This is a genomic window from Aquidulcibacter sp. (assembly GCF_049239865.1).
GTDB lineage: Bacteria > Pseudomonadota > Alphaproteobacteria > Caulobacterales > Aquidulcibacteraceae > Aquidulcibacter.
Genome location: NZ_JBMLTR010000080.1, coordinates 29,880 through 42,218, shown reverse-complemented (window position 1 = coordinate 42,218; position 12,339 = coordinate 29,880). Strand labels below are relative to the sequence as shown.

The 12,339-nt window shown below is 57.7% G+C and carries 9 protein-coding genes; 3 read left to right on the top strand and 6 right to left on the bottom strand.

Annotated elements, in window-relative coordinates; translation table 11 throughout:
• The first annotated feature begins 113 nt into the window (after window positions 1-113).
• Entirely contained in the window at window positions 114-1,613 is a 1,500-nt protein-coding gene (locus tag ACOVRA_RS05835; RefSeq protein ID WP_421719475.1) for a hypothetical protein, read from the top strand.
• 9 nt (window positions 1,614-1,622) lie between these two features.
• On the opposite strand, the gene ACOVRA_RS05830 is transcribed toward ACOVRA_RS05835, so the two are convergent.
• Window positions 1,623-2,411: a 3-hydroxybutyrate dehydrogenase gene (locus ACOVRA_RS05830; RefSeq protein WP_421719474.1), complete on the bottom strand. Its 789-nt coding sequence runs from the start codon at window positions 2,409-2,411 to the stop codon at window positions 1,623-1,625.
• Between the two features lie 130 nt (window positions 2,412-2,541).
• Here ACOVRA_RS05830 and ACOVRA_RS05825 point away from each other — a divergent pair, with 130 nt between their 5' ends.
• Complete coding sequence (locus ACOVRA_RS05825; protein WP_290804123.1) at window positions 2,542-2,955, top strand: DUF350 domain-containing protein; 414 nt, start codon at window positions 2,542-2,544, stop codon at window positions 2,953-2,955.
• A gap of 6 nt (window positions 2,956-2,961) precedes the next feature.
• Window positions 2,962-3,840 carry a S1 family peptidase gene (locus tag ACOVRA_RS05820; protein WP_421719473.1) on the top strand — a complete coding sequence of 293 codons (879 nt, stop codon included), beginning with the start codon at window positions 2,962-2,964 and terminating at the stop codon, window positions 3,838-3,840.
• Window positions 3,841-3,844: 4 nt separating this feature from the next.
• Here ACOVRA_RS05820 and trxA read toward each other — a convergent pair whose 3' ends face one another.
• The 5 genes from trxA to ACOVRA_RS05795 are packed head-to-tail and all read right to left on the bottom strand — an operon-like array spanning window position 3,845 to window position 12,288.
• A complete protein-coding gene (trxA, locus tag ACOVRA_RS05815) occupies window positions 3,845-4,165 on the bottom strand; it encodes a thioredoxin TrxA (protein ID WP_290804127.1) in 321 nt (106 codons plus the stop codon).
• A 27-nt stretch (window positions 4,166-4,192) separates the two neighbouring features.
• Entirely contained in the window at window positions 4,193-7,720 is a 3,528-nt protein-coding gene (gene addA / locus ACOVRA_RS05810; protein WP_421719472.1) for a double-strand break repair helicase AddA, read from the bottom strand.
• Window positions 7,717-10,770 carry a double-strand break repair protein AddB gene (gene addB, locus ACOVRA_RS05805; RefSeq protein ID WP_421719471.1) on the bottom strand — a complete coding sequence of 1,018 codons (3,054 nt, stop codon included), beginning with the start codon at window positions 10,768-10,770 and terminating at the stop codon, window positions 7,717-7,719. The genes addA and addB overlap by 4 nt, the downstream gene beginning before the upstream one ends.
• A gap of 43 nt (window positions 10,771-10,813) precedes the next feature.
• On the bottom strand, window positions 10,814-11,716 hold the full coding sequence (pyrF, locus tag ACOVRA_RS05800; RefSeq protein WP_421719470.1) for an orotidine-5'-phosphate decarboxylase: 903 nt from the start codon (window positions 11,714-11,716) through the stop codon (window positions 10,814-10,816).
• 50 nt (window positions 11,717-11,766) lie between these two features.
• Window positions 11,767-12,288, bottom strand: a complete 522-nt coding sequence (locus ACOVRA_RS05795) for a methylated-DNA--[protein]-cysteine S-methyltransferase (protein ID WP_421719469.1) — start codon at window positions 12,286-12,288, stop codon at window positions 11,767-11,769.
• Window positions 12,289-12,339 lie beyond the last annotated feature (51 nt).

Here is a 12,339-nt window from a genome sequence, read left to right as displayed (position 1 = left end):
GCTGTGGTTTGAAGGGCATACGGTCTTTTCCCCTGCAGTGGAAGCAAGATGGTTGCCCGATCTGACTTGGCGAAGGCGGCAAACACGCTTTACATTCACCTATGGTGCATCCGATGGAACGTGATCCGGTATCAATTGTTTCTAAGCCGATCTATGGCCCACGTTTTGGTGTGGGCATGCTGGCCTTGGTGGCGCTGTTCTCTTTTGGGGTGGGCGTTGCTTCTGGTGGCATCATTCTGCCGTTTCTGCGGTCAGCCGCCCCGGTTGGTATTGGTTCGGCCGTGACGGCACCTACCCAAGGGCAGTCCAATCAAGCACTCTTGTCGGTCCTGCCTCAAACCATCTTGGCTGAGTTGGATTCGGTTCAAGGCCCGCTGGCGACAAATTTGTCGATTGAGCAGTATTTGAACGACACAGAAGTGCGCGCATCTCAAGCGGGCTATATCGCGTCAAGGTCGTTTCAAAGCCTGCAAAGCGGAGCTGAAATTGGCTATGTTTTCAAGCCGGGACCATCGATAAAGGCTGGGTCTGGAGCCATGCCAGAGACTTTGGTGTTCAAGTTCCAAACCGGCCCGCAAGTTGGCACGTTGGTGTTGACGGAAATGCGCCGAGATGGCGTCGCGCTGTCGGCTGGCAGGCGCTTTGCCGATTTGGTGCGTGCCGGTGCCACTTTGCCTAATTTGTCTGAAACGCAGCTTCTGACGTCACGCGGCCTAATTGAGATTAAGGTGGCTGAAGGTGGCGCGGCGGCTTACCTTGATAATGTGCTGATCTACCCCCGAGGGGCACAGGCAAGAGATGAGAGTGAGCCCTTATTGGCAGAGAAGTCGGGTGGTGATGTCAAGGGAGAGATGGGTGCCGAGAAGGCTCCGCACAGCTTATCGATCCAAGCGAGGTGGCCAGCCGGTGGCCAATTGCCGGAAGTGGCTGTTCTCGTGGCAGGCGAGGCTGCGCCCAAACCCTGTTCTGCGCGCGTGATCGTCTTGGATTTGCGTCGAGCGACGCGGATTACTTTGGCTGAGCGGCTTCAGACCAGCAGTCTTCGCCCAGAGGTTCGGGCGCGCGGACTGGCGCTTGCTGGCTTTTGCCCGCCTGCTTCACGCAAGGTGGTTGTGGCTTCTCCCGAAGAGATGCCCGTTCCATCCGTTGCCTTCTACGACGTGAGGGCCGGTCAAGTGCGGTGGGAGACAGCCCCTGCCCCAAGCTCACCCCCTCAGGTGGAGATTGCGGCTTGGCGAGAGCCGAGTATTGGCCGGATTGCGTCACCTCTGGGTCAGAAGGGTGCATTGGCTTCTGTCGCCTGTCGCGCAGGGGGCGGTTACACCATCGCGGTTTCAGGTCTACCCGGACCAACAAAGGGCACTACCGGATCGGTTCGGGTCAGTAGTGCCGGTAAAAGTGCGAGTCTCACGATGAGCTGGAAGCCCAGTGCCAATGGCTATGAGGTGGACGGCGCAGCCGCTACGGTCTTATCCGATCCGGTCTTGGCGCGCTTCGGTGCGGGCAAGCCCCTAGAATTCTCGAGTAATGGGGCCACGATCACCGTGTCAGCGCCCCAGCCATCGCAGGTCGACGCGTTGATTGCGCAATGCAAACGGCCAAAGGCAGACTAGTCGCCACCTTTACTGCGCTGTCCAGCCGCCATCCATCGTCAGGATCGCGCCATTGATTTGAGCGGCTGAATCACTGGCTAGATAAAGCGCGAATGAGGCTACTTGCTCGACTGTTACAAACTGCTTGGTCGGCTGCGCGGCGAGCAAGACGTTCTGGATGACTTCCTCTTCTGTGATGCCGCGCGATTTTGCTTGATCCGGGATTTGCGCCTTCACCAAGCCGGTCAGAACATAGCCAGGGCAGATGGCGTTGCAGGTGACGCCTTCTTTCGCGTGTTCCAGCGCAACCGTCTTGGTGAGACCCACCACCCCATGCTTAGCGGCGACATAGGCAGACTTGAACGGGCTGGCGACCAAGCCATGCGCCGAGGCGATATTGATGATCCGGCCCCATTTTTGCGCCGCCATGCCTGGAATTGCGTGGCGAATGGTGTGGAAAGCTGAGGTGAGATTGATGCCGATGATTTGGTCCCATTTATCGGCAGGGAAATCCTCAATTGGGGCAACAAATTGAATACCTGCATTATTGACCAGCACATCCAGCCGCCCAAAGTGGGCGCGGGTTTTGGCGACCACGTCTTCAATTTCTGCCGGAGCCAACATATTGGCAGGATGATAGAGCACGTCGACCTTGTGGTCTTGGGCCAGTTTGGCTCGAGTCGCCTCGATTTGATCCGCTTCGCCCAGACCATTGATCACGACACCATAGCCGGCCGCCGCAAAGGCTTCGGCAATGGCTAGCCCAATTCCGCTGGTGGAGCCCGTAACGAGGGCGACTTTGTTGGTGGCAGCGGTCATAATAGCTCCAATTCAGACGATGCAGGCGGGTGTAGGCCACAGGCCCACTTCCATTTGATGCTTGACGCATTAAAGCCAAAACGTCAGCACTGGAAGTTATGTTCCACTGAGCGAGAGAGGAAAGTGAAGTATGGATCCTTCGTTGCAAGCCTTTGTCACAGGCCTGCCCGCTTTTCTGTTTCAAGGCGGCGTGGCTATTTTAATTTGGGCCTTTGGCGTTTGGCTTTATATGGCCATTACGCCGCACCGTGAGATAGAGCTTGTCCGCGCAGGCAATAGTGCGGCTGGCCTTTCCTTAGGCGGTGCGGCGATTGGCATTGCGATTCCGATTGCAGCTACTTTGGCAACATCTCATGCTTTGCTGGATGTCATCATCTGGGGTTTGACGGCCTTGGTTCTGCAATTGGTGATGTTTCGCTTAGTCGATTTGGTTGTCCGAGGGCTGTCGAAGCGCATTGAAAATGGCGAAATGGCGTCTGCCGCCGTGCTGGTAGGCGTGAAGATTGGCGCTGCTTTGTTGACGGCTTCGGCCTTGAATGGCTGATACGCGATGCTGAGACGGTTCGGCGATGGCATTTTGATCCTTTTGGTCTTGATCGTGGCGGCGGCTTGGATGTTTGGTCGCGTCCAAGATCGAGCGGAGTTGCGGCCGCCATCTAGGCCCGCTGATACCTTTGTTGTGCCAGAAGCTGAAACCACGAAAGAGGAGGCCCAGAAGGGGCCGCTTTTGCCGGCACCTAGCCCCTATGACGACCAGTCCATGGTGGAGGCGCACCGTGCAGGGCCGTGGTCGAGTGGAACCGGCTTTGCGATTGGTGACAATGGAACGTGGTTGACCGCCCGCCATGTGGCGCTGGGGTGTGAGCGTTTGGGTGTGGTCAATGGCCAAGATCAAGAACTGGTGGCGGCCTCGCTCGCTTATGTCTCCAAGCGCGCCGATGTTGCCATATTGCGCACCCAAGGCGGTCCTGAGCCTTTGGCGTTAGACCTGAACGAAGACGACCTTCAAATCGGCGCCATGGGTTTTCATATTGGGTTTCCACAAGGCCAGCCGGGCGAAGTGGTTAGCCGGCTAATCGGGCGCGAATTAATGATCACGGAAGGGGCCTGGCGCGGGCGCGAAAACACCTTGGCTTGGGCCGAGGTTTCAAGGTCCAAAGGATTGCGCGGGACTTTGGGTGGGCTTTCGGGCGGCCCTGCGTTTGATTCCAATGGCAATGTGATCGGCATTACAATTGCGGAGAGTCTGCGCCGTGGGCGTGTGATCACCACAAGCTCAGACTCGATCATACATGCGCTCAAAGACGCGCGCTTAAGCCCCAAGGGTGATGCGATTGCCCCGCTTCGGGCGGACGACATCACACGCGTCGCCAATCGCGTACGCCGCGATCTCAAAGTTATTCAAATTGTCTGCTTGCCGCCAGAATGAGGCGTTAGAGGCTTTCGCCAATCCAGGCCGAGATGCGGCTTTTCGCCATCGCACCAACTTTGGTGGACACGACTTGACCGTCCTTAAACAGCATCATGGTTGGGATGCCGCGCACGCCATAGCGCGAGCCGGTGCCTGGGTTATCGTCAATATTCAGCTTGGCGACCACTAGCTGGCCAGCCATTTCCTCTGAAATCTCTTCGAGAGCTGGGCCGATCTGCTTGCATGGACCACACCATTCCGCCCAAAAGTCCACAAGAACGGGACCCGAAGCTTTCAGAACGTCCGTTTCAAAGCTGTCGTCGGTGATGGCGAGGGTTGGCATGGTGTGAACTCCAATTGGCTTGTTCCTTTAACTAGGCAGCCCAGCAATCACGCGCAAGGCGTCATCCAAAATTTGATCAGGTAATTCCATCAGGCGCGGTCCATCGGTCCACAATAGCGCACACCGAACTTTCTTGGTCGGCCAATTTCCCTGAAGCAGTGCGCGATAGGCGGCCATCTGGTTGAGATAGACTTGCGCCACGCCCTCAAGGGTCTGGGGTGGCGGCCGATTGGTCTTATAGTCCAGCACTAAGACTTCGGTCGGGGTCACAACCAAGCGGTCAACACTGCCATTCACGACCATATCGTCCGGCAGACCGGGCCCGCGCCCCACAATCGTCGCCTCCGCGCGACTTCCTGGCCCAAACAATGGCGCGAACGTCGGGTCGCGCAGCACGGCAAGTGTCTCGTCGACCATTTGATGACGCGTCTCTTCGCTTAAGTCCGCTTCGCGCGCCAAACGCCGTCGTGCACGTTCTTCCCAGGTGTCTTGCGGCACATCGGGCAGTCTCTGCAGCAATTCGTGGATCAAGCGCCCACGCAGAAAGCGGAGCCGCGCATCGGGTTGCAGCGGGGAGAGGGTGGCAGGTTCTGAGCCATCGGGTGCCAAAGCTGACGGCGCAATTCGTCGGGCGCGTTGCTTTTCGGCTGGCGGTGGCTGATCGATCCAAGCTGGAAGTGGGGAAGGCGCGGGCTGCAGCAGCGCGTCTGCTGGCAGGTCTCCGACATATTCTCCCCAAAGTTGGTAGGAAAAGGCATCGTCTGGCCCGGCTTGACCCTCAAGTTTTTGGCCCGGCCCCATCAGATTGAGCGCCTGTTCAAACAAGTCATACCAAGTATCTTTGGCCTTCTCGTCGGCATCATCTTTGCCAGTATCGCCCTTGTCTTTCTTTTGCTGACCGAAGTGGAAGCCACACAGGATCAGGAGATCGCGTGCCCGGGTCATTGCGACATAAAGGAGCCGCGCATCCTCCTGTTTTTCGGATGCTGTTTGATTGGCGCGGAGTTCAGCAAACGCCTCTGGGTCTTCTTTGGCGGTGGGTGACCACAAAAAGGCTTGGACATCCTGATCATAGTGAAAGCTTGTTTTGGTTGCGCCTCTTGGAGAAGTGGTTTCTGGCAAAATGACCACAGGGGCCTCTAGCCCCTTGGCGCCGTGGATAGTCATAACGCGGACGCCGTCACTGCCTTGCTCCATCTCGCGCTTTACGTCGGCTGCATCGGTTTCGATTGCGGCCAAGAACCCATGCAGATTGGGCGTTTCTGTTCGGCCATGACTGAGGGCGCGCCCCAAAAAAGCTTCTACCGGCTCGCGGGCTTCGTGGCCCAAGCGCTCAATCAACAGGGTCCAGCCGGTTTTGCCCTCAAGGCAGGGTCGCTCAAGGATCGAGGCGAAGAATTCATAAGGCGGCATATGGCCTGCGCGGCCCAGCACAGATTTCAGGAATGCCGCGACCAGAGCATGGGCTGGATCGGCGGAATGCTGAAGCCGTTGCCACAGGGAATGGCTGCCCCGATCCCAAGCCAGCGGGAACAGATGCGCGTCATCATCGACAAGACCACAAAACGCACCCTTCAGCACACAAGCGGTGTTGAAATCATCCTGCGGCAACAAGGCAAAACGGCCCAAAGCAATCAAATCCTGAATGGCCGGGTCTTCCACCAGTTTGATGCGGTCTGCCCCTGCCACGGGGACTTTGTGATATTTCAAGCGTTTGATGAGCTGATGGAAGAAGGGTCCACGCTTCTTCACCAAGATCATGACATCACCCGGGGTCATGGGCCTTAGGCCTTCTTTGGCTGGAATGGCAAAACCGCGGTCGAGGCGGGCTTTCAATTCCAGCGCGATCCGTTCGGCGAGACGATTCCGACTGCTGTCTTCACGCTCGATGTTGAGCGGGTGATCCCATGCGTCCGATTCAGGCGCTTTCTCGCCAGCGACTGTCTTCGGCCACAACTCTACCGCGCCTGAATGCTTGGTTCGAAAGGCGATGTGCTGGGTTGGAAAGGCGTATTTGCGTTCAAACGGTGGGTCCGCTGCGTCGGCCGCCGCAAGTGGCGGCGGGCCGCCGAGGGTCGTACACGCCCAAACTGCATCTACGGCATTGAGTATGGTTTGGCTGGAGCGGAAAGAGAGATCAAATTCGAGGCTACGTCTTTGGTCGGCCAATTCAGTCGCGCCCGCTTCAAAGCGGGCTTTTTCCTCTAAGAAGCGCTCGGGCTTTGCCCCTTGGAACGAATAGATGGATTGCTTTTCGTCGCCCACGATGAAGCGGGTTCTGGGTTGCGTTCTCGCTTCCTGCTCCAGCACGTTGAAAAGCGGCTCTAATAAGTCCCATTGCTGTGGGTTGGTGTCTTGGGCTTCGTCGATCAGAATATGGGCTAGGCCTGCGTCGAGCTTGAACAGCACCCAAGCCGCTGCCCCCTCCCCCGCCCGTAACAGGGCTGCGGTGCGGACCAAAAGGTCATCAAAGTCGAGGCCGCCGATAGCTTGTTTGGCTTTGGTCCACGCGGCCTTAAAGGCATAAACAGCCTGAGTGAGGGCAAGGGAGCGATGATAGGTTTCAACGGCACGCGCCTTTTCCTGGGCAGAGATAAAATTTGAAACGAGCGCCCCGTCGCTTACAAAAAGGCTGGTAACTGCAAATTCAGTCTCGAATTTCTTAGTAAGAAACCTTTCCCTTTGTTCGCCATCTGATTTCAAGACGATGGTGCGCCATGCCTGCCATGCCACTTCATGGTCACTGTCCTGCGCCAGACGGATCAACTTATTTGCCAGCTCTTTGTCTTTCGTGCCGCCAGTTTCCAGCCGCGCAGCTGCTGCAATCAAAGCGGCGCGGTCTAGATCATCCAAAGCTTCTTGTTGATAGGATTGCTTCGTACGGCTTGGATCGATTTGGAGTTCCGCTGCCAGCTGATCTGCGATCCCGGTCAGGTCTGGATTTATAGGTAAGTTTTGCCCCCCAGCGGACATGGCATCCAGGATCAGTCTTTGGTGGTCATCTTGGCTTGTTAGGCGGGCCACTTCCAAGAAAGCTGCAGGCGCTTTGGCATAGGCCTCATGAAACACTTGTGCTTGTAACGCTTTCGCTGCCGCATCCTCCAAAACCGTAAAGCCCGGCGGCACGCCGGCCTCCAAGGGAAAGCGCTGTAGGATCGTTTGGCAGAAGCCATGGATGGTCTGAATTTTCAGGCCGCCGGGTGTCTCCAGCGCTTTGGCAAACAAGGCGCGCGCGTTGGCTAGGAAGCTCGGCTCAATTTCACCCAGATCGGGGTCGAGTTTTTGCAGCGCGCTGGTGAGTTCTTTGTCGGGCGAAATGGTCCAAGACCCCAAGAGCCCATACAGTCTGGTCTGCATTTCGGCTGCAGCCGCCTTGGTATAGGTGACGGCCAAAATCTTCGCGGGGTCAGAGCCGCGGAGAAGCAGGCGTGCGATCCGGTCGATGAGGACTTTGGTTTTGCCCGCCCCTGCATTTGCGCTCGCCCAGACAGACAATTCAGGCGTTGCGGCAATCGCTTGGTTTCTGCCGGTGAGTTCAACGATGGCGCGGGTCATTCGCTGTCCTCCGCATTGGCCCACTCGGCCCGTCGGGACAGTCGGTCGACGGGATCGTCATAGGTCACCTTTTTGAGCAAGCTGACACGTGGTTTGGGCAAATAGGCGCGGTCAGGGTTATGATAGAGCGCGGAAAGCTTTCGCAGCGTGTTTTCTGCCCGTTCGACAAGCTCTGGTACACTGGTTTTACTGTGGACCGCAGGTTCAACCTTTGGGCTGCGACCACCCACATGGATATGGCGCAAGTCACTGGGCATGCTGGCGGCGAGACCTTCAAAGCCGCCATTGGCAGCAATCAGCGCGATGACGGGTAACTGGATGCCAAACATGGCGTACACTTCAGTGCTCGAGGGCGGTTTGCCACTTTTGAAGTCAAGGATTTCGGTGCCGTCTGGCCCGATATCTACCCGGTCTGCCCGTGCCATTATGGTGAGGTCGCCTTCGGGCGTATCGAGTGTCAGGCTTCCTTTTTTCTCGACAATCGGCCGCCAGCCAGCCAAGAGGCGCGGCATTTCCACTTCGACCGCAAAAGCAATGGTGGGCTCTAAGCGTGCCAGTTCAACGGCAAGACTGGTTTCGTCGTATCCGGCTTCACGCAAAGCGGTATCGAATGCCTGATGAAGGGCATTGGCGGCGTCGTGTGGTGGATGATCATACCAATCTGCAATGACTTCAAAGCCTTTGTGGATCGCGCTACCGCGCACACCCGCGCTGATCGGACCCCCTAAGGGATCAAGGGCGCGCAAATTGAGGACTTTTTCGACATAGGTGCGATAGGGATCGCGGATCCAAGTTTCAATCTGTGTCGCATGGAAGCTGCGTGGTCGGGCATGCACGGGTGGTTTTGGAGCGGGAATGGCCTTGGTGGGCTCAAAAACGCGGTTAGGCGCGTGCGCCCGCAATCGCGACTGCCAGTCTGACCCATCCGCCAGAACGTTAGCGGCATCTTTTTCGCCCAAAGCCCCTGCAGCAAGCGTCTTCAGTCGCCAAAGCCAACGCGATGGCACCGCTGGCGCGTCCTTTCGGCGGGCAGAGCGTGTCAGCAAGACACGAGGTGCGGAGGCAAATTGGGCGAAGTCATGCGCGGAAAGCCCAATGCGGGTGTCGGGCGAGGGCAGCCCCAAATGCTGGCGCATGGGTCGCGACAAGAAGGGGTCGGGTGCAGCAGGCTGTGGCCAGACACCCTCATCAAGCCCGGCCAAAACCACTTTATTGAACTGCAAGAGCCGGGCTTCCAACGGGCCTAGAATGGAGATGCGCGGGTGGGTTCCACGCGGGCGGACGACTAGGTCTTCCATCAAATGATCCAACGTCCGACCAATCGCTTGGGGCTGGATCGGAGGAAAAAGCAGGCCATGCTCCATGAGGGAGGCAAAGAAGCGCGCCGCAGACTCACCCGCCTCTCCCCGCCAGACAATCTCGGCACCTTTTTGCGCTTCGGTTGCAGCCAGCGCCTCGGCCAAAGTGGCGATGGTCTGTGCGCAGTCGGGCAGGGAGCCGCTGAGTTGCCCGGTTTGGGTTAGGAGCTGGTCGAGCTTTTGAAGCAAGACGATACCGTTCTGCTTTTCAACCGGTTGGCCATTGACCTGCATCGCATGCCAATAGGCGGGTTTTAGGGCCTCAAGTTGCTCAATTAATTGGGGCAGAGTTCTGGCTTTGCGGGGTCCACGGAGAATGCCCGTCTCAATAGCGGCTGCACAAGCGGCGACGTGCTCTCGGGCAAGGCCAATTGACGTCAAAGGATGGCCAAGGAGTGCGCACAGCAAAACTGGGTCGCTGGGGTCCTGGCTCCATTGCATGACATGTCGCAAGAAGCTGCCGATGCTGGTATCGCTGATTGGCCGACCGGATGACACGTCAACTTGAATATCCCAACGCTGCATCTTGGCCGCAACGCGGCGCGCGATCTCGGCGCTTGGGGTGACGAGGGCAACGGTTTGATCGGCGGTTTCCAGCGTTTCGCGTAATTCGTGTGCAATCAAGCTGGCCTCTTCCTCTTCGCTCGCCGCTTCGATCAGCGTGAGGCCTTCAAGGCCAGCGATAATATTAGCCGGCCCAAGGTCCTCGATCCGCGAGGGCCAGTCCGCGGTTGAGGCTTGCGGCGTCAGGGCTTCATTGATGACGAGGCGGCGTTGGGCGAGTGCAATGGGTTCCACGACACCCGGCAGCACTCGAACATCGTGGCGTTCGATCCCGATAGCCTCAATGGCTTCAGATAGCGCCCGCTGAGGATGTTGGTCGTCATGGCGCGCTGCTATCCAAGCCTCGCCGGAAATATGGGTGTCGAGACCGGGCAAAACGACCATGCCTTGCGGCAGGCGGGCGATCAGCTGCATCAGTTTGCGCGTGACCGGCATAGAGCCGGTTGAACCTGCCAGCACAATGGTTTGCTGTGGCGGTGCTGCGCGCCATTTGTCCACCATGGCTTCGATGTTGCGCCGCTGTTGCACACCGGGATCGACCTTGTTCACGCTGGTGAGATAGGCCGGCCAAGCTTCGGTGACGATCGTCAGAAACGTGGTGGATTGTTCCCAATGCTTGGCCAACTCATGTTCACTGACCAAAGTCGATAGTTTGGACCAGTCAAAGCTTTCTGTCCCACTGGCCATCATGGCGGCGGAATCCAATAGGTCGGCCAAGGCATCGGCGGCGAGGAGGGCAGAGACGGGGTCAGATGACCAATCCGACTGGACACCACGGGCTTGGATCAGACGGGCTAAGATGAGGCGACGCGCCAGCGGGTCGATGGCGGGTGCTTGGTCCAAATCGTCGCCAAACTCACCAAGACCTGCATCTTCAGGATTAAGGTCTCCCAAGGTGCGGATACGCGGCAGCAGCGTCGCCGTCTGAGGGCTGCAGTTTAAGAATGCCTGCGCAAGTCCGCGCGCCGCCCGTCTCGTGGGCAGGACAATGATCGCATCGGAGAGCGCAAATGGCGTCTCATCCCGGGAAAGGGCTTCCACCAATGTGCGCGCAAGCACGTCCAGAAAAGAGACGGCCGGGGGGATGGTGAAAACCCGTGGTGTCGGCGTCTCAAATAAGTCGCGCATAAAGGTCCGTCCATCCTGAAATTGGTTCTCTGATAACTCTAGTCTAACTCGCCCCTACGACATCTTTGGACGCAGCCTGAAGTTCTAGGATCGAGGCCTTTAATGTTTCCTGAAATGCTTTTCGCCAAACGGGCAGGGATTGGGCTTCTGCCGCCGCTTTGTTGTAAAGGATGGCGCGAGACGAGGAGACGACGCCGCCTTCATGACCGTTAGGGCCGGGCACCAGCCCCGCGAGCGCGTCCTTGGCTGCCCCGCCTTGCGCGCCATAACCTGGCACGAGGAAGAGAGTGCCCGGAAGAATTGTCCGCAATCTTACGGCTTCAGAAGGCCAAGTTGCGCCGCATACCACCATCAGAGATGAGAAGCCCGATTGGCCCATCAGCTCATCTTGAAGGCTAATCAATTGTTCGCCGACTCGGACCCAGAGGGGTGCGCCTGAGCAGTCAATATCCTGAAAGTCCTTCGCGCCTGGATTGGAGGTGCGCACGAGGACGGCGATGCCTTTGTTGTTCGCTTTAGCGGCGTCGGCAAAAGGTTGGAGGGAGTCGAGGCCGAGATAAGGATTAACCGTCAAGCAGTCACATGGCGTTGGCGCTTGGGCCCCTAGGAAGGCCCGAGCATAGCCTTCCGCCGTTGACCCAATATCGCCACGCTTGGCATCCATCAGCACCAGAAGGCCTTGATCGTGGGCGAAGCGGGCGAGCTTGGCTGTGAGCGCGACACCGTCAGCGCCCCAAGGTTCAAACAAGCCAATCTGGGGCTTCACAATCGGGACTTGGCCAGAGACTTCCTCGATTACAGCGCTGAAGAAACGCTCGAGCGTTTCGAGCTCACCCTTTGGGCCAAAAATGGCTGGGATTAGGTCCGGGAATGGATCAAAGCCAACGCACAAAGGCGTCGCGCGCAAGCGGGTTTGTTCGGTTAGGCGGTCGCCGAAAGTGGTCATGATTTTTGTTTAGGCGATCTAAACTGCTTTGCCCAGCGGGCAGGGAAGCCTTATAAAAGTTTTTGCGGCAGAGACCCTTCATGCCGCAACAGCCAGTGTTTTCGCTCCATGCCGCCGCCATAACCGGTGAGTGTGCCATTTGCACCAATCACGCGATGACACGGCACAATCAAGGCGATGGGGTTGGCTCCATTGGCAAGGCCAACCGCGCGCATGCCTTTGGGATTGCCGATTTGAGCTGCGAGCTGGCCATAGCTTAATGTCTTGCCGGCCGGAATAGTCTGCAGGGCATGCCAGACGGTCTGCTGGAAGGAGGTGCCACCCATGGCGACGGGCAAAACTTCTAGCGCACCAATGTCGCCATTGAAGTATGCAGCAATGGCCCCATGATAGGCTGCTGGTGGCGCTTCCTCTGAAATAGAGAAAGTCGTTTTGGGGTAATGGCGCACAAGCAGTTTGTCCATTCGAGCCTGATGGTCGACCCACTCAAACAGACGGACCCGTTTCGCATCGTCCAACAGCAACATCATCGGGCCGGTGGGCGTTTCAAGATGGCTAAGCGTTAGCTTCATGCACGTGGTCCTACGATAAGTGGTTTTCTAAGAACAGGGTCTGAGGCAATC